Origin of the sequence: Nostoc sp. FACHB-133, from assembly GCF_014698055.1 — a bacterium.
Taxonomy (GTDB): domain Bacteria; phylum Cyanobacteriota; class Cyanobacteriia; order Cyanobacteriales; family Nostocaceae; genus Nostoc.
Genome location: NZ_JACJSH010000005.1, coordinates 17,115 through 35,506, shown reverse-complemented (window position 1 = coordinate 35,506; position 18,392 = coordinate 17,115). Strand labels below are relative to the sequence as shown.

Here is an 18,392-nt window from a genome sequence, read left to right as displayed (position 1 = left end):
TTGGTCTTCGTCCAGATTCAATGTTGGAATTCCTGACTAAACTCATTTTAGTGTGAGGTCTACTGTGTCTGAAACTCCCCTATTAGATCAAATTATCAAAAATGTGCGAGTAGTTCGTCCTCATCAGGATGCAATCGAACTACTTGATTTAGGCATTAAGGATGGAAAATTTGCTCAGATTGCCTCTAATATTAGCGCAGACACAGGCAAACAGGTATTTGATGGCAAAAACCTGCTAGGCTTTCCTGGAGTCGTGGATGCCCACATGCACGTCGGTATCTATCAACCCCTTGATAAAGATGCTCTGACCGAAAGCAAAGCAGCCGCAATGGGAGGCGTAACTACCAGCTTAAATTACATCCGTACAGGGCAGTATTATCTCAACAAAGGCGGCTCCTACCGCGATTTTTTTCCAGAGGTATTGGCTTTATCCGCAGGTAATTTTTTTGTAGATTACGCCTATCACATCGCACCTATAGCTAGCCAGCATATCGACGAAATACCTTTACTGTTTGAGGAATACGGTATATCTTCGTTTAAAATCTTCATGTTTTATGGCGGATATGGGTTGCATGGTTTGTCAGACCAGCAAAACCTCTTTTTGATGATTAACAAAGAAGAAAGATACGACTTCGCACATTTTGAATTTATTATGCGCGGTCTAACTCGCTTGATGGAAAAACATCCAGAAGCGCGAGATACTATCAGCTTGAGTTTGCACTGTGAAGTTGCAGAAATTCTCAATGCCTATACCAAAATAGTTGAAAACGATTCTAGTCTGAGCGGATTACACGCTTATAGTGCAGCGCGTCCGCCTCATTCAGAAGGTTTAGCAATTTGTATTGCTTCTTATTTAGCAAACGAGACTAACTGTGCAAATATCAATTTGTTGCACCTAAGTTCGCGTAAAGCAATGGAAGCAGCTTTGACTATGCAAACTGCTTTCCCCCATATCAATTTTCGGCGAGAAGTTACTGTTGGACATTTGCTATTAGATGTCGATACTCCTAATGGTATTTGGGCAAAAGTTAACCCTCCTATCCGTCCTCGCGCTGATGTGGAATACTTGTGGCAAGCAGTATTAAACAATCAAGTAGATTGGATAGTTAGCGACCATGCTTGCTGTTCTGCTGAACAGAAAAGAAGTGCTAAAGATCCGAATAATATTTGGTTGGCAAAGTCTGGTTTTGGTGGTACAGAATATTTACTTTCTGGTGTATTTAGTGAAGGTAGCAAGCGGGGAATGTCTTACAACCAGATGGCTAAGTTGCTATCTTGGAACCCATCGCGGCGGTTTGGGTTGTTAGAAAAAGGCGATATTGCTATTGGTTATGATGCTGATTTGGTGCTGGTAGACCCCAATGAAAGCTTTGTGGTACGTGCTGCTGAGTCGGAGTCACAACAAGGTTATACGCCTTTTGAAGGTGTAGAGTTAATTGGAAGGGTAAAGAGTACTTTTTTACGTGGAAATCTTATTTATAACAATGGAGAGGTTCTAGGTTCACCTATTGGGCGCTATTTGAAAAGACCTTCTATAGTGTCCATATAGAAACCTTGCTGTTTACAAACTATATGTTTATTAGTGTGGATATGATAATACTGTTGAAACTTGTAATAGATTTCTATCAACGCGGATAAAGAATAAGCAACCATCATCTGTTCTGTGCCAAGGAGAGGTAGTAAAGCTGGGGATATAGCCAAAGTAATCCTTTAGAAATCGGTAGTCTCCAATATCACAGTATCCAGCTAGGCAATACCCTTCCTCGTTATAACATTGAATCATTGGGGACTTGCCATCATAATGTGGCAAGATAGCAAGCAGCCAGACTCCACCCCCGTTACTATCCTTCCTTAGCCACTTCTTATTTGCTTGTACAAATTGAACTGTTTCTGTATTGCCCCATGGTAGCAATTTGCTATCCAATGCTGGGATGAAGTCACGCAGTCTAGCATCTGGATGATCGTTTAGCGCATATTTATACTTGAGAGAGCCGTTTTCCATCCAGAGGATTTCCGCTTCCTCATCACCTAGCACTTTCCAACGGCCTACTCTCACTCCTGCGGGAATAAAGGAGTAGCCATGCTTGCTTAACTGCCACTCTCCTATCTGGATTGCACCTCTAAGCACGAAAATCTCCAAATCAGAAGTAAAGAAGCCAGACGGTGCTTTAAATTGCCGTGGAATTACAACTCTTGACGTTGATGCACCACTGTCATGCCAAGTAATTAATCGACGGTTTCCAGCGACTACATCCTCTGGCATTCCGCTGACGCGCCATGCGTGTTCTTCTGATACAGTATTCGTATCAAAATACTGGTACTGGCGGGGTACATACTCTTTCGAGATTGCTGTACGCCTTCCTGATAAATTCATGCGCCCTCTGCCGTCTCCACCCCAATCCTCTTTTACAGAGGCTACGTGCAAAAAATCATCAGTTTGGTTTTCTTCTGCGGAATTAAAATTTATATTCTCTTCACCCACGACTTTACATTTTCCTGAGATATTCAATTTTTAGATGGCGTTGACTGGATTTTTATCTAAAAATTTAATTGCTAATTCAGCAAATTACCTTTTTTGTGACATTGTTTGCAGCCATTCAATCAGTGGTCTTAAAGTTCCTGGCAATGCTGCTTCACTGACAGTCACTGTATGCTGCTTACCGTTATCTTCCACTGTTAACTTATACTGAAAGCGATCGCTCTGGGGATTTGGCGAGGTAATTAGTTCAGGTAGCCTAAATAAATCTGCAACTTCCACCAGTCTGGGAAGTGTCGCAGCTTTATCTGGCGAGAGAGTGTCTGTATCAACGGTTGTCTTCTTGCTGATTCCAGCAAAGCCACCTGTGCGTTCAAAGGATATCCGCATTTTTTGCTCTCCGTTGTGTTATTTAGTTGGGATAAATACTTAAAATGGGAGACGATAGTTCTCACACCCTACTTTAGCAACAATACACAACAGATTTATCAGTCCTGAGTGTTGAGTGAGGGAGTGGAAGGTATTGACTATTTATTCCTGACTCCTCACTCAACACTCATAACTCCTAGATAACTCCTACCTTTTGCCAAGCGTTCTGTACAGCTTTTTGCTCATCACTACCATTACCGTAGAGTTCGCCAGCAATTTGAATTGTGACGTTGGCAGCTTTTTTAAAATCTGCTTTGGCTTTCAAGCGATCGCGTAAAGCTAGATACCAGATTTTGCCTGCTTTTTCCCAAGCATAGCCACCAATTTCAACAGCTGCTAAATAAAACGCATGGTTAGGGATTCCTGAGTTGATATGCACGCCACCGTTATCATCAGTACCAGTATATTTATCTTTTACATGGGCTGGTTGAGGATCTTTACCCAATACTGGATCGTCATAAGCTGTTCCCGGTGCTTTCATCGATCGCAGGGCAACGCCTTTAACAGTTGGTACTAAAAGACCTTCGCCAATGAGCCAATCTGCCTCTTGTGCTGTCTGATTTTTGATCTTTTGTTTCACCAGGGAACCGAAGACATCAGAAAACGATTCATTGAGTGCCCCTGGTTCGCCATAGTACTGTAAACCTGCTTCATACTGGGTTATACCATGAGTTAGCTCATGCCCAATTACATCAATTGACTTGGTGAAGCGTTGAAACAGTTCTCCGTCGCCATCGCCATAAACCATCTGGTCGCCGTTCCAAAAGGCATTGTCATATTTAACGCCGTAATGCACGGTGGAGTCTAAACGTAGACCTTTATCGTCAATGGAATTGCGATCGAATATCTCATAAAACAGGTCATAAGTAGCACCAGCACCATCATAGGCTTCATTCACTGCTACATCACTGCTGGGAGGATCGCCTTCACCGCGCACTAATGTACCAGGAAGTTGCTGACCATATTTTGCATCGTAGATGGTACGGCGCTTTTCACCCGGAGAAGGTGCAAATGAGACAGTACCTATGACATCTCTCCGTCCGCGAAATTGTGCCGAAACATTTAATGTACGAAAAGCCCAATTACGCTGTTGAGGATTGCCATTTACAACGACATGTTCCAGTATATGGGGCGGGATAATACAACAAATCGGGCATCTAGACACAAGTGGATGCTCATACTTAAACCCGGCTGATTTCTTTTTATTTCGAGCCATCCAAGATATTCTCCTTTTAAAACTAAGTGATGGCAAACAGTGGCTTTAACCCCACTGGAGAAAGGAGCAGAAAAACGAATCCAAATTGCGTGTCCCTGGTTTCTTTTCTGAAGAAAATTTTCTACTCTGTATTTTCGGATAGGTCTGTAGAGGATTGATAGTACCCTCATGGGTACTTCTGATGTGGAAATATTGCATCAAAACACAAGGACAGCTTAGATACCGTAAGTCTCAGCCAAAATCTTTGCGTGAGTTAGCAAGACCTCCTTTACAGACCTAAAGCGTCTATATATTAGTTCTAATCAAGGGAAATAATGTTATTTATTACTGTTTTGTTACCATAAGTCTGCTAATCCTATAAATATCGATTAGGGACAGGTAAATTCCAAATCCAGTATCCAAAACCCAAAATTTTCATAGCCCGCCACCTAACACCGCCAGACCATAATATTTCCAAGGTACTGCAACTGTTTTAAATCCAGCTTTGCTCAACATCTGTAAATGAGCATCTAAGCTAGCTAGCTGGTCTTGACTAGAGTAGCCTTGAGTGCTGCTCGCACCAAGCTTTGCACGAATCTCTGTTAAATTAGTTCCCTGTTCAACTGACCATTCTTCTCGTGCAGCCTGATAAACTTCTGCTAAGGCTGATGATTCCGGTAAAATTGGGTCTCCATTCCAAAAACAGCCATCTTGAGTGAGGCTAGCAGCAATTCGGCTAAATAACTTTAATTTCATCTCATCCTGGAGATGATGGATTGCCAAGGATGAGACACAGGCATCAAATTCGCTACCAATATCTAATTTTTCTGGATTATTTGCCCAATCACCAAAGTCTGCTTGTGTACCAACCCAACGTTTTTGATATCCAGATGCTGTGATTTTATCTTGGGCAAATTGTAACATTCGAGGTGAGTAATCTAGAGCAATTACTTGGGCATTTGGAAAGCGTTTGAGTATTTTGAGACTAAGTTCGCCTGTACCACAACCTAATTCTAATATCCGCAGACTTGTGGAAGGTAGACAACGGCTAATTACCTCCAACATCTCATCGTATCTGGGTATCAGTTGGCGAATACCAATGTCAAAATCAGCAGTGCTGGCGAATACCTCTCCGGGAAATAACTGTTGCATAGGGATTAAAACGAATATACACACTCATTAATATTAATCATCCATCATTACTGAGGTATATACTACATCGGTAGAATTAACTTTTTAGTATAAAAAATATTGACTTTATATACTTTTGGTAGAATACACATATCACTTTTTATGTTATTAAACAGAAAGTCATCTCTTAATTTAAGCTGAAATCCTATAATTTTGAACGAAAAAGCCAATTTAACTCTTTTTTAAGATTTGTAAATATAAAATGACTCATGTATTGAGTTAGACTGATATGTGTAATTAGTAACTCTGATTAATTAAAATTTTGGGTTTTCAAAAGTTACTGACGTTGGTATATTAAATACTGAACAGAAAGTTAACTAAAATAAACTAGAAGTCCACTGGCACTCTGAGTAAAGCAGAGCGTAGCAAGTTTAGCGATAAAAGGTTCGAGACTAATGCTAAAAAACAGCGAACTGAAGGTTAATCAGGGCTGTAATCTTAAATGGAAGCCTGGAGATAAACTATTTATACAGTTTTCTCTCTTAGAAATTTTGCGAATTAAAACAGTTGTCAAACCTCTATATCTATAGATAGATATAGCAGAGTTAATAGTAAAGTTAATCTAAATTTAAGCTTAACTTGCTGAATTCAGGTCAACAATCCCAAAAGAGCGCAAGCGTTATGACGATAAATTTTTAATGGGACTAGTTGATTAGTCTTGGGGCAACCTTAAATTAGAGGTTAGCTTACAGAATTTAGATCAATAACGGTGCTATTTAGTGGCATCGCTCGGTAATAATAATAAGCTTTTCTAGTAAAAGCTGGCTTTAGAATGCCTAAAAGTTTTGGCATTCATGAGCGTAATTTGTTATTGCCATACATCAGGGTAAACCTCAAATATTGTCTGAATTTTCACAAATTTTTCAGTTCTATCAAGGTCAATAATAATGAGTAATGTTCAAGCATCGTTTGAAGCAACAGAAGCTGAATTTCGCGTGGAAGGTTACGAAAAAATTGAGTTTAGTCTTGTCTATGTCAATGGTGCATTTGATATCAGTAACAGAGAAATTGCAGACAGCTATGAGAAGTTTGGCCGTTGTCTGACTGTAATTGATGCCAATGTCAACAGATTATATGGCAAGCAAATCAAGTCATATTTTAGACACTATGGTATTGATCTGACCGTAGTTCCCATTGTGATTACTGAGCCTACAAAAACCCTTGCAACCTTTGAGAAAATTGTTGATGCTTTTTCTGACTTTGGTTTAATCCGCAAGGAACCAGTGTTAGTAGTGGGTGGTGGATTAACCACTGATGTAGCTGGGTTTGCGTGCGCTGCTTACCGTCGTAAGAGTAACTATATTCGGGTTCCGACAACGCTGATTGGTTTGATTGATGCAGGTGTGGCGATTAAGGTTGCAGTCAACCACCGCAAGTTAAAAAATCGCTTGGGTGCATATCATGCTCCTTTGAAAGTTATCCTCGATTTCTCCTTCTTGCAAACATTACCAACGGCTCAAGTTCGTAATGGGATGGCAGAGTTGGTCAAAATTGCTGTTGTGGCGAACTCTGAAGTCTTTGAATTGTTGTATGAGTATGGCGAAGAGTTGCTTTCCACTCACTTTGGATATGTGAATGGCACAAAGGAACTGAAAGCGATCGCACATAAACTCAATTACGAGGCAATAAAAACTATGCTGGAGTTGGAGACTCCAAACTTGCATGAGTTAGACCTCGATCGCGTCATTGCCTATGGTCACACTTGGAGTCCGACTCTAGAATTAGCTCCGATGATACCGTTGTTTCACGGTCATGCCGTCAATATAGATATGGCTTTGTCTGCAACCATTGCGGCAAGACGTGGCTACATTACATCAGGAGAACGCGATCGCATTTTGAGCTTGATGAGTCGTATAGGTTTATCAATCGATCATCCTCTACTAGATGGCGATTTGCTCTGGTATGCTACCCAATCTATTAGCTTGACGCGAGACGGGAAACAACGCGCAGCTATGCCTAAACCCATTGGTGAGTGCTTCTTTGTCAACGATTTCACCCGTGAAGAACTAGATGCAGCTTTAGCTGAACATAAACGTCTGTGTGCTACATACCCTCGTGGCGGAGATGGCATTGACGCTTACATAGAAACTCAAGAAGAATCCAAACTATTGGGAGTGTGAAAACATGACCAGTATTTTAGGACGAGATACCGCAAAACCGATAACGCCACATAGCATTCTGGTAGCACAGCTACAAAAAACCCTCAGAATGGCAGAGGAAAGTAATATTCCTTCAGAGATACTGACCTCTCTGCGCCAAGGGTTGCAATTAGCAGCAGGTTTAGATCCCTATCTGGATGATTGCACTACCCCTGAATCGACCGCATTGACAGCACTAGCGCAGAAGACAAGCATTGAAGACTGGAGTAAACGCTTCAGTGATGGTGAAACAGTGCGTCAATTAGAGCAAGAAATGCTCTCAGGACATCTTGAAGGACAAACACTAAAGATGTTTGTGCATATCACCAAGGCTAAAAGCATCCTAGAAGTGGGAATGTTCACAGGATATTCAGCTTTGGCAATGGCAGAGGCGTTACCAGATGATGGGCGACTGATTGCTTGTGAAGTAGACTCTTACGTGGCCGAGTTTGCTCAAACTTGCTTTCAAGAGTCTCCCCATGGCAGCAAGATTTTTGTAGAAGTAGCACCTGCACTAGAGACCCTGCACAAGCTGGCGGCTAAAAAAGAATCCTTTGATCTGATCTTCATTGATGCGGATAAAAAGGAGTATATAGAATACTTCCAAATTATCTTGGATAGCCATTTACTAGCTCCCGACGGATTAATCTGTGTAGATAATACTTTGTTGCAAGGACAAGTTTACCTGCCATCAGAACAGCGTACAGCCAATGGCGAAGCGATCGCTCAATTCAACCGCATTGTCGCCGCAGACCCTCGTGTAGAGCAAGTTCTGTTACCCATACGAGATGGCATAACCCTGATTAGACGCTTGGTATAACAGACGCTTCTCAATTCAAGGCATCACAAAAAGGCAATTGTTATAGCAGTTCTCCTTTGGATGCAATATCCGCTAGGGACGCACAGATGTGCGTCCCTACAAAAGAACCGCATTCTACTGTCAATGAAATAATTTATGGCACAATCAATCTCTTTATCTCTTCCTCAATCCACAACGCCATCAAAGGGTGTGAGGATAAAAATAGTGGCTCTATTCAAGACTATTGGGACTCTAACATTACTGCTGATAGCCTTGCCGCTTAATGCTTTGATAGTCTTGATATCTCTGATGTGTAGGCCGTTTACAAAAAAACCTGCCGTAGCCGCCCATCCCCAGAATATTTTGGTTAGTGGCGGCAAGATGACCAAAGCATTACAACTTGCCCGTTCCTTCCATGCAGCCGGACATAGAGTTATTCTGATTGAAGGTCATAAATACTGGTTATCAGGGCATAGATTCTCAAATGCTGTGAGTCATTTTTATACAGTTCCTGCACCACAAGACGACCCAGAAGGCTATACTCAGGCGCTATTGGCAATTGTCAAACGAGAGAAGATTGACGTTTATGTACCCGTATGCAGCCCTGTAGCTAGTTATTACGACTCTTTGGCAAAGTCTGCACTCTCAGAATATTGTGAGGTTTTCCACTTCGATGCTGATATAACCAAGATGCTGGATGATAAATTTGCTTTTACCGATCAGGCGCGATCGCTTGGTTTATCAGTCCCCAAATCTTTTAAAATTACCGATCCTGAACAAGTTATCAACTTCGATTTTAGTAAAGAAACGCGCAAATATATTCTTAAGAGTATTTCTTACGACTCCGTTCGCCGCTTAAATTTAACCAAACTTCCTTGTGATACCCCAGAAGAGACAGCAGCGTTTGTCAAGAGTTTACCCATCAGCCCAGAAAAACCTTGGATTATGCAAGAATTTATTCCTGGGAAAGAATTATGCACCCATAGCACAGTCCGAGACGGTGAATTAAGGTTGCATTGCTGCTCAAATTCTTCAGCATTTCAGATTAACTATGAAAATGTCGAAAATCCCCAAATTCAAGAATGGGTACAACATTTTGTCAAAAGTTTGCGGCTGACTGGACAAATATCTCTTGACTTTATCCAAGCTGAAGATGGTACAGCTTATGCCATTGAATGTAATCCTCGCACCCATTCGGCGATCACAATGTTCTACAATCACCCAGGTGTTGCAGAAGCCTATCTTGGTAAAACTCCTCTAGCTGCACCTTTGGAACCTCTTGCAGATAGCAAGCCCACTTACTGGATATATCACGAAATCTGGCGATTGACTGGGATTCGCTCTGGGCAACAATTGCAAACTTGGTTTGGGAGATTAGTCAGAGGTACAGATGCCATTTATCGCCTGGATGATCCGATACCATTTTTAACTTTGCACCATTGGCAGATTACTTTACTTTTGCTACAAAATTTGCAACGACTCAAAGGTTGGGTAAAAATCGATTTTAATATCGGTAAACTCGTGGAATTAGGGGGCGACTGAGTGATTCGTAAGAAGCAAAAATGGCATTTGTAAACCTGTTGAGCATGAATAGCGAAAAGCTTGTCCATGCTCTTGATTTTTTCTGCGATCGCCTCCTGCACTCTAAAATAGAAGTAATTATTTATACTTTTATGAGTGCAGGCTTACACCGTTTATCTTTTTAATATCAATTTTGTAACACCTTTTTATTACTACCCAATGTTTCATTAATAGCGGTTATTAATAAATCATTTAGAGGAATTCCGGCTGCTTTCGCCATAGAAGAAATCACACTTTTGGGGGCAAAAGAACAATATAATCCGGCTTCTAAGAACCAAGGTTGTCCCTTTGGATCGATTCGGAAGTCAAATAAACTGTAGTGGCGACAACCCAAAGCCTGATGACACTTTTTAGCGACTTGCTGAACCTTTTCGGTAATTGGATCGTTAGGGTCTAAAATCCAAGCCTTGATATTATCTTTAGCAGTCAAATGCAAGTCGCCATCGTCAGTTTGTTGGAGTTTATCAGCATAGTTGCGGATGGGTTTATCGTGTGGGTCTACCAGATACTCTTCAAGGGGTAAACCTATTAGCTCACCATCTTTTTCAATGATGCCGCATCTGACTTCTCGACCGAGTTCAATGAATGCTTCTACGATGACCTGATCTGCATATTCAAATGCTTTCTTTAAGGCAGCATCATATTCAGTCACATCTTTAACTAAGACTACTCCTAAAGAGTTGTCAGAACTTACGGGTTTGACGACTGCTGGGGGTGTAATTGTCGGAACATCTCCTTGGCGAAGCAATTCTCCACGAGGCACTTTTACCCCTGCTGCTTCGACAATTGCTTTGGCTCTGGCTTTGTGAGCCGCGATCGCCATAATATCTGGGGTATTGCCTATATAAGGGATCTTGAGCAGATCGAATAGGGCACGGTACTGAGTCATTCCAGGAATACAAAACATTTGTGGTAACATCATGTCAATGTTTTGACCTGTTAGAAATTGTATGGCATCAAACACAGGAATTGGTTTGGTCAATGCAATATCTTCTCGACTGAGGGAGTCAGGAAATCGCCACTGTCGATCGGGTGTGATGTATGCAATTTGAAAGTTATAAAGCGATGGATCTGCTGTTGCAGCCAAACAGTCTTGGGCGTAAAGACGTGATAAATCACAGTAAAAATTATTGTGTGCAGACCCAACTAAATGAAGGATATTAAGTACTGGCATAATTCATCTTTTTATCTACTATTATAACTGAAGCTTAGTGATTAATGAACTTGCCACACAACGCTTTTTCTAAAAATTGCATTAGCCTATTCAACCGTAAGATATTCAAAGTTGCACTATGACAGCAATTTAAACGTCATCACTCTTGCATTCCAATATATAATAGTAGTACAAATAAGGTAATTTCTGATCTTTCTCAGAGTAGATTTCCACAAGTTTTGTCTTTATACAAGAAAATATAAACGACTTATGAGAGTAATTAACCAAACCTTCAGTTAATAGTTAGTTTAATCAAAATCGATGATAAAAATAAACCGAGTTGCATTCAGAAATTAATTATTGAAGAGTAAGTTGGAATAGTTCTTCAATACTGATTTGGGAATCCAATAAACACAACATAACGGAAAATTATAGACCTGATAAGGCATCTTCGCTCCTCGTTCTCATAACCCAAAGAAAGAAACCAAGGGAATTTGGTGCAGCCTTAAAAATAAATGGTATAAATATTTACAAAATTAAAATCTAGTGCTATACGAATAAAGCAATTAAGCCTTTCTACGCGATGAGCTTAAAAGAAGAAAACGGTAAACTTAGAAGATAACAAGATAGTAACCCATTTCGCTATCAGTTAAGCTCAACTTTCGCTTCCCATATTTGGGAAACTATATGCTACAGCTTCTCATCATTGTGTTTGTTATCCTTTTAGGTTCAGCAATTTGTTCTAGTGTAGAAACAGCCCTGTTTTCTGTTTCAACCCTGAGAGTCAGACAATTAGCACAATCCAATAGTCCATCCGCAGTGAGACTTTTAGCGATTCGTGAAAATATGAATCGACCGATTGCGGCTCTTGTAATCCTCAATAATACTTTCAATATCATTGGTAGTATTCTTACAGGTAGTATTGCTGTTCAGGTTTTAGGAGACAAATGGCTTGGTGTTTTTTCAGGAATATTGACATTCTTAATTATCATCTTTGGTGAAATCATCCCAAAGACAATTGGAGAGCGTTATTCTGAGCAACTCGCCATACTTGCGGCTTTACCTGTAGCTGGACTTGCTATTGCTTTCACACCCTTAGTCTGGATTCTAGAAAATGTTACTGCACCCTTTGCCAAAGGGAAAAAACGACCAACCACGAATGAGGCTGAAATCAAGCTATTGGCGAAAATTGGGCATCAAGAAGGAATTATCGAAAGCGATGAAGCAGAAATGATCCAGCGAGTGTTTAGATTAAATGATGTGACAGCATCTGACTTAATGACACCCCGAATCATGCTGACATATATTTATGGAAATATGACTCTTGCTGAGGCGAAAGCAAATATTATTGCGTCTCAACATACTCGGATTATTGTAATAAATGAATCTCTGGATGAAATTATTGGATATGCTCTCAAACAGAATTTACTGACAGCGATGGTTGAAGGAAGTAACAATCAAACAATCGCTAGTCTAGCTCGAAAAGTCAACTTTGTTCCTGAGATAATTCGAGCAGATAAACTGTTAAAAAACTTTATAGAAGCTCGTGAACATCTTGCAGTAGTTGTAGACGAATATGGAAGTGTCGCTGGTGTCGTCACTTTAGAAGATGTGCTTGAGGTGATAACTGGTGAAATTGTAGATGAGACTGATAGAACTGTTGATTTACAAGAAATTGCCCGCAAGAAACGAGAAAAAATGTTGCAGTCTGTCACCAGTAGCAATTAATGCAATCGCCTAAATAATCACACGGTACATTCATTTCCTCCTCTCTTTTCTCTGCGTCCTCAGCGCCTCTGCGGTTCGATTTCTAAAAACGATCGCCATCTGGTGCGTCAAACCCCGTTAACGCACCCCACCAATCATCTATTCGTCAATTTGACCAACGCGGCGGATATTCAAAATGTCGCTCATTTTCTTAATTTGGACGAACACTTGCTCTAATTGAGAGCGATCGCGTATATCTATTCCTAAATCCATCAATGCAGGTTGACCAACAGAGGTTTTCACCTGAGCATGGCGGACATTGATTCCTTGGTCACTCAACCGTGACAAAATATCTTTTAGCACCCCTACACGGTCAAGGGCTTCAATTTGAACATCTACTGGATACGTGTGTGGACGACCACTATTTTCGGCGCTTGGGTTCCATCTAACTGGTACTAAGCGCTCATATTCCACAGTCTCTAGATTATGACAGCCTTGGCGATGAATTGAAATCCCCCTACCTCGCGTCACCACACCAATAATAGGTTCGCCAGGAATTGGGGTACAACATCCAGCTAAATGATATACTAATCCCTCTACCCCAACAATAGGCGAATCACTGGCGCGGGAAGTAGTTGGAGGCGCATCTCGCAAAGCTTTTGATGTAGTAGGTGGTTCTTTGGGGATAAATGGCGACACTGTGGAAACTGGTTGTTGTCCCTTTGCCACTTCTCGCCAACGATTTAGCACCAAGTTCAACGTCACTTCACCATAACCCAAACCGGCAAGTAAATCGTCCACACTGTGGTAGTTACACTTTTCGGCGACAATCTGCATTGCATCGGACTTTAGCAAACTATCAAAACCAGTTTTACCTAGTTCCTTTTCTAACAATTCCCGTCCACGGGCAACATTTTCTTCGCGGCGCGATCGCTTGTACCATTGTTTGATCCGATATTTTGCCGCCGAACTTCTAACAAAGTTCAACCAATCCAAACTCGGATGGCAGTTCTTTTGAGTGAGAACCTCTACAATATCGCCATTTTGCAGTCGGGTTGACAGAGACACCATTCGCCCATTCACCCGCGCCCCTGAACAGTGGTTTCCAACTTCCGTATGAATGCGATAAGCAAAATCTACAGTGGTAGAACCGGGGCTTAAAGGAACAACATCCCCCTTAGGGGTGAAGACATAGACATCATCTTCAAATAGATTGTCCTTGACACTATCAAGATATTCTTGTGCGTCCTTGAGATCGGTCTGCCATTCTAGCAGTTGCCGCAGCCAAGTAAACTTGTCATCTGTCCCTGTCAAATGGCTAATACTAGAACCTCCAGTTTCTTTGTATTTCCAATGGGCGGCAATTCCATACTCGGCGATATGATGCATTTCGATTGTCCGAATTTGCACCTCTAAAGGACGGCCAGTTAGTCCAATCACCCCAGTATGCAACGACTGGTAACGGTTAGGCTTTGGCAGCCCAATGTAATCTTTAAATCTCCCAGGAATTGGGCGAAAAGCATCATGAACCACCGCCAACGCCCGATAGCATTCCTCATTGCTTTGAACAATAATCCGCAGCGCTGCCAAATCGTAAATTTCATGAAATTCCTTTTGCTGGCGGTGCATTTTTTGGTAAATGCTATAAAGGTGCTTGGGACGACCGCTAATATCCTGAAAGCGGATTCCGGCTTGCTGCAAACGCTCTTGCAACATGTTCGTAGCTCTAGCCAGTTTCTCTTCTCGCGCCGTCCGTTTTTCAGAAACAAGCTCTTGCATTTGGCGAAAAGCTTCTGGTTCCAAATACTTAAAAGCCAAATCTTCCAGTTCCCATTTTATTCGCCAAATCCCCAAGCGATTGGCTAAAGGCGCGAATATATCTCGCGTTTCTTGGGCACTGCGGCGGCGGCTGGCCTCTGACATATATTGTAAAGTTCGCATATTATGCAAACGATCTGCCAATTTCACCACAATGACCCGAATATCTTGCGCCATTGCCAAAAACATCCGCCGGAAGTTTTCGGCTTGGCTTTCGGTTTTGCTGGTGAAATTGATCTTAGAAAGCTTTGTTACACCTTCAACCAATTGCCGCACTTCTGCGCCAAAGCGTTCTTCAATTTCTTGACTTGTAACTTCTGTATCTTCAACAACATCATGGAGAAATCCAGCTGCTATCATAGCAGCACTACCTCCCAAGTCATGCAGCAAGTCGGCTACAGCAATGGGATGAGCAATGTATGGTTCTCCAGATTTGCGGTATTGACCTTGATGCAGTTGGTAAGCAAATTCAAATGCGCGACCAATTAAAACTGCATCACTATGCCTTCGGTCATCTTCTACTTCGCCGTTACTTGTCGATGACTCCTTCAAACATTTTTTTAACCATTCCGGAATGGCTAGATCAACTGATGAATTTATAGCTAGACTGCTCATACAAGTGGGTTTGGATAGGATCGGTAGATAAGTGAATGATAAATAAAAGTCGCAGCATCACCCTAAGAAAATGCTGTCGCCCATTAACCTTGAAAATCCATTGATGGCAAACAAAGCCTCAAATCCTGATTTGAGGCTTTTAGTGCTAATAAGCCTTTAAGAAAGTTTATTGTAAAAGAAAAATTACTTGACACTAATACTATCTTAACTAGCACTGGATGTCTTTAAACCCTGAGAAATATTTGGCACTCGTAACCTTGCTAGAGCAATTACGCTCCGATGCCACAATGACCCAAATTGCTGCGCCTGAACTGCGAGTGCGTGTAGCCTCGTTGCAGCAATTTTTCGGACAGCAGATTGTGCCTTTGGCTGATGAAAACTGGCGAGTACAGTCTTATCAAACGGAAATGAGCAAGCAATTGCGTTTGTTGGCGATAGATGTGATGTTTTTGCAAGGAGCGCGGCAAGCATCGACTGCACAGACGAGACTTCAGACGATTAGCGATCGCTTGACAACCCTCATTCAGTACTGTAATGCTATTCTGCAACCAGAAGCGGAAGGAGAAAAATAACAATTGTTCACCTTTTTCTCTAATTAATCCATCATCTCATTTACGACCGTTCGTGAAAAGTTATTTTGCTAACAAGTTAAAGGTGGGGAATTGGGAATTGGGCATAGGGCATTGGGCATAGGGCATTGGGCATAGGTTATTCTTTCCCCTTATCCCCATTGCCCCCTGCCCTCTACTCCCTTTATAAGAAGATTCATAGTGCGGCGCATATATGCTTCTACTGGCTCAGTTGTGGGTTTAAAGATCAGTGCATAATATAATGAGCCGCTCACCAGGTCGATAATTAAATCTACGTCTGCATCCTTGTGTATTTCACCTCTAGATTGGGCACGCTCAAGTACTTTAGAGAATGCTTCACGTCGGAGTTTTGTATATTTTGTCCAGTAAACCTCTGCAAACTGAGGATTGCTAGACGCTGTACTAATTATTAAAGCGAGTGTCTGACGACCAAGGGGACTATCTATCTTTTTGGCGGCATTCTCAATCAAAATATCCATATCTCCCCAAAAGCTGCCAGTATCGGGGATCGCTAAATCATCTCTCAGACTTTCTATCGCGTCTGCAACTAGTTCTTCTTTGGAAGTGTAACGCCGATAGATGGTCGTTTTACCAACTCCAGCACGAGAAGCGATCGCTTCTATACTCATGCTCTGATATCCTACATCTGCAAGCAAGTCTAAGGTCGCTTGCAGAATCGCTTGGTTGGCGTGGATGCTGCGTGGTCGTCCAGAAGGGCTGTTGATTTGGTTACTCATAAAAATATCATCCCCAAGAAATATCTTCTTGGCAATTTGCTTCTACCTTTGGGCATAGAACGTACCATCTGGGAAACGAATAAGCCCTACTACCCAGTTTTCATGCACGAAAATAGCAAAAGTGACTATCCATCTTTAGCATAAGTATTTCTGCCGCTTTTCGTTGAAGTCTCCCTTGACCATTCCTATATGATACGCTACCGTAGCGTATGTATAAGATATTTAATTTTTGCTTTGGGAATCGCTCTGACAATGGCTACCAATATTAAACGTTCTAGTTTTGATCAATTTGGTTATGTTCACGGGCCATTGAAGTGGGCGATCGCTTTGACAGCTTCTCTTGGTGCAATTTTAGAAGTAATTGATACTAGTATCGTTAACGTTGCCCTGACGGATATGCAAGCTAGTTTGGGTGCAACTGTCAGTGAGGTAGGTTGGGTAGTAACTGGATATGCGATCGCAAATGTCGTCTTGATTCCTTTATCTGCATGGCTGGGAGATTACTTTGGACGCAAAACTTACTTTATCTTTTCGTTGATTGGCTTTACTATCGCCTCGGTTTTATGCGGGTTAGCATTCAATTTACCGATGCTGGTTCTTTCCCGAATTCTTCAAGGTTTATGTGGTGGCGGGTTGCTAGCTAAAGCACAAGCAATTTTGTTCGAGACTTTTCCACCTGCTGAACAGGGTTTGGCACAGGCAGTTTTTGGAGTAGGTGTAATTGCTGGCCCGGCTATCGGCCCGACTTTAGGAGGATTCCTGGTAGATGGTTTGGGCTGGCGGTGGATTTTCTTTGTTAATATTCCCTTCGGGATCGTTGCAGTAGCAATGTCCTTCATGTTTTTGCCCAAAGACAAAGACAAAAGCGAGACACAAAGCCAATCTGTCGATTGGTTCGGCATTGGGTTTTTGATTATTGCGATCGGCTGTCTGCAAACTTTGTTAGAAGAAGGAGAGAAAGAAGACTGGTTTTCCTCCGGTTTTATCACCACCTTAGCGATCGCCAGTATTATCGGATTAGGGCTATTTATTTGGTACGAGTTGAAAATAGCCCATCCTGCCGTTGATTTGAGAGTTTTGCGTCACCGTTCTTTAGCTGCGGGAAGCGTTCTCTCAGCAGTAGTGGGTATGGGGCTTTATGGCACACTCTTTGCAGTGCCGATATTTGCTCAGAGTGTACTGCACTTTACGGCAACGCAGACAGGACTATTGTTAGCGCCTGGTGCTTTAGCCTCTGCGATCGTTATGGTTCTATTAGGCAAGCTGTCCAGTAAAATTGATGCCCGATTTTTAATTGCAATGGGCGCTGTCGGATCATCTGGAGTTATGTTTCAACTGGCAGCAATTACCCCACAAACGGGCACAGATGATTTATTTTGGCCATTGGTATGGCGTGGGGCTTTTACTGTGTTGATGTTTCTCCCTTTGAGTTTGGCAGTTTTAGGCCCGCTACCGAAACAAGATGTTTCTGCTGGATCTGGTTTCTACAACCTGACTCGACAACTAGGTGGCAGTATCGGCATTGCCCTACTTACTACTCTGCTTGACCGAAGACAAACTTTTCATCGAGCTATCTTGTTAGCAAAACTTAGCCCTTATGACCCAGAAACCAATCAACGTTTAGATTTGCTCAATGGGGCACTTCAAAGCCAAGGCATAGATGCGGCAACAGCACAGCAACAAGCACTAGCTTTATTAAGTCAAACAGTAGACACTCAAGCTGCTGTTTTATCTTATGCAGATTGCTTTCGAGTGGTAGGGATAGGGTTCCTTTGCTCATTACCCCTATTACTATTCTTGGGTAAAGGCGGTGCTGGAGCAAAAGCACCAGTCGGTCATTAGACGGATACCAATTTTAAGCTCTCTGATGTAAAACTATGTAAAAACACGGCTTAAAAATCCTTCTGAGCCAAAAGTCACAGAAGAAAATCAACATACACTGATATATCTAGATAAAAAATAA

Annotated in this window: 15 protein-coding genes; 8 read left to right on the top strand and 7 right to left on the bottom strand. The window is 41.8% G+C overall.

What is annotated here, in order from left to right; translation table 11 throughout:
* Positions 1–64: 64 nt before the first annotated feature.
* On the top strand, positions 65–1,549 hold the full coding sequence (locus tag H6G86_RS05920) for an amidohydrolase family protein (RefSeq protein ID WP_190933549.1): 1,485 nt from the start codon (positions 65–67) through the stop codon (positions 1,547–1,549).
* Positions 1,550–1,579: 30 nt separating this feature from the next.
* On the opposite strand, the gene H6G86_RS05915 is transcribed toward H6G86_RS05920, so the two are convergent.
* From H6G86_RS05915 to H6G86_RS05900, 4 genes are all read right to left on the bottom strand, one after another.
* Entirely contained in the window at positions 1,580–2,482 is a 903-nt protein-coding gene (locus H6G86_RS05915; protein ID WP_313930566.1) for a DUF4437 domain-containing protein, read from the bottom strand.
* An 84-nt stretch (positions 2,483–2,566) separates the two neighbouring features.
* Complete coding sequence (locus H6G86_RS05910) at positions 2,567–2,866, bottom strand: protealysin inhibitor emfourin (protein ID WP_190933548.1); 300 nt, start codon at positions 2,864–2,866, stop codon at positions 2,567–2,569.
* Positions 2,867–3,041: 175 nt separating this feature from the next.
* The gene (locus H6G86_RS05905) at positions 3,042–4,121 is read right to left on the bottom strand and encodes a M4 family metallopeptidase (RefSeq protein ID WP_190933547.1); all 1,080 of its coding nucleotides are present in this window, start codon (positions 4,119–4,121) and stop codon (positions 3,042–3,044) included.
* Between the two features lie 414 nt (positions 4,122–4,535).
* Entirely contained in the window at positions 4,536–5,252 is a 717-nt protein-coding gene (locus H6G86_RS05900; protein WP_190933546.1) for a class I SAM-dependent methyltransferase, read from the bottom strand.
* A 926-nt stretch (positions 5,253–6,178) separates the two neighbouring features.
* Here H6G86_RS05900 and H6G86_RS05895 point away from each other — a divergent pair.
* From H6G86_RS05895 to H6G86_RS05880, 4 genes are all read left to right on the top strand, one after another.
* Positions 6,179–7,411: a sedoheptulose 7-phosphate cyclase gene (locus H6G86_RS05895; protein ID WP_012411849.1), complete on the top strand. Its 1,233-nt coding sequence runs from the start codon at positions 6,179–6,181 to the stop codon at positions 7,409–7,411.
* 4 nt (positions 7,412–7,415) lie between these two features.
* Positions 7,416–8,249: an O-methyltransferase gene (locus H6G86_RS05890; protein ID WP_190933545.1), complete on the top strand. Its 834-nt coding sequence runs from the start codon at positions 7,416–7,418 to the stop codon at positions 8,247–8,249.
* 135 nt (positions 8,250–8,384) lie between these two features.
* Complete coding sequence (locus tag H6G86_RS05885) at positions 8,385–9,770, top strand: ATP-grasp domain-containing protein (RefSeq protein WP_190933544.1); 1,386 nt, start codon at positions 8,385–8,387, stop codon at positions 9,768–9,770.
* A gap of 20 nt (positions 9,771–9,790) precedes the next feature.
* Positions 9,791–9,934, top strand: coding sequence for a hypothetical protein (locus tag H6G86_RS05880; protein ID WP_190933543.1), 144 nt, complete (start codon positions 9,791–9,793; stop codon positions 9,932–9,934).
* Between the two features lie 2 nt (positions 9,935–9,936).
* Here H6G86_RS05880 and H6G86_RS05875 read toward each other — a convergent pair whose 3' ends face one another.
* Positions 9,937–10,983 carry a D-alanine--D-alanine ligase family protein gene (locus tag H6G86_RS05875; protein WP_190933542.1) on the bottom strand — a complete coding sequence of 349 codons (1,047 nt, stop codon included), beginning with the start codon at positions 10,981–10,983 and terminating at the stop codon, positions 9,937–9,939.
* 666 nt (positions 10,984–11,649) lie between these two features.
* Here H6G86_RS05875 and H6G86_RS05870 point away from each other — a divergent pair.
* Entirely contained in the window at positions 11,650–12,690 is a 1,041-nt protein-coding gene (locus H6G86_RS05870) for a hemolysin family protein (protein ID WP_190933541.1), read from the top strand.
* A gap of 138 nt (positions 12,691–12,828) precedes the next feature.
* Here the strand turns inward: H6G86_RS05870 and H6G86_RS05865 are convergent, their stop codons facing one another.
* Positions 12,829–15,102, bottom strand: coding sequence for a RelA/SpoT family protein (locus H6G86_RS05865; protein WP_190933540.1), 2,274 nt, complete (start codon positions 15,100–15,102; stop codon positions 12,829–12,831).
* A gap of 218 nt (positions 15,103–15,320) precedes the next feature.
* Here H6G86_RS05865 and patD point away from each other — a divergent pair, with 218 nt between their 5' ends.
* Positions 15,321–15,674 (top strand): heterocyst frequency control protein PatD, encoded by a 354-nt coding sequence (gene patD, locus H6G86_RS05860; protein ID WP_190933539.1) that lies wholly within the window; start codon positions 15,321–15,323, stop codon positions 15,672–15,674.
* A gap of 149 nt (positions 15,675–15,823) precedes the next feature.
* Here the strand turns inward: patD and H6G86_RS05855 are convergent, their stop codons facing one another.
* A complete protein-coding gene (locus H6G86_RS05855) occupies positions 15,824–16,429 on the bottom strand; it encodes a TetR/AcrR family transcriptional regulator (protein WP_190933538.1) in 606 nt (201 codons plus the stop codon).
* A 252-nt stretch (positions 16,430–16,681) separates the two neighbouring features.
* Between H6G86_RS05855 and H6G86_RS05850 the strand changes: the two genes are divergently transcribed.
* Entirely contained in the window at positions 16,682–18,271 is a 1,590-nt protein-coding gene (locus tag H6G86_RS05850) for a DHA2 family efflux MFS transporter permease subunit (RefSeq protein WP_190933537.1), read from the top strand.
* Positions 18,272–18,392 lie beyond the last annotated feature (121 nt).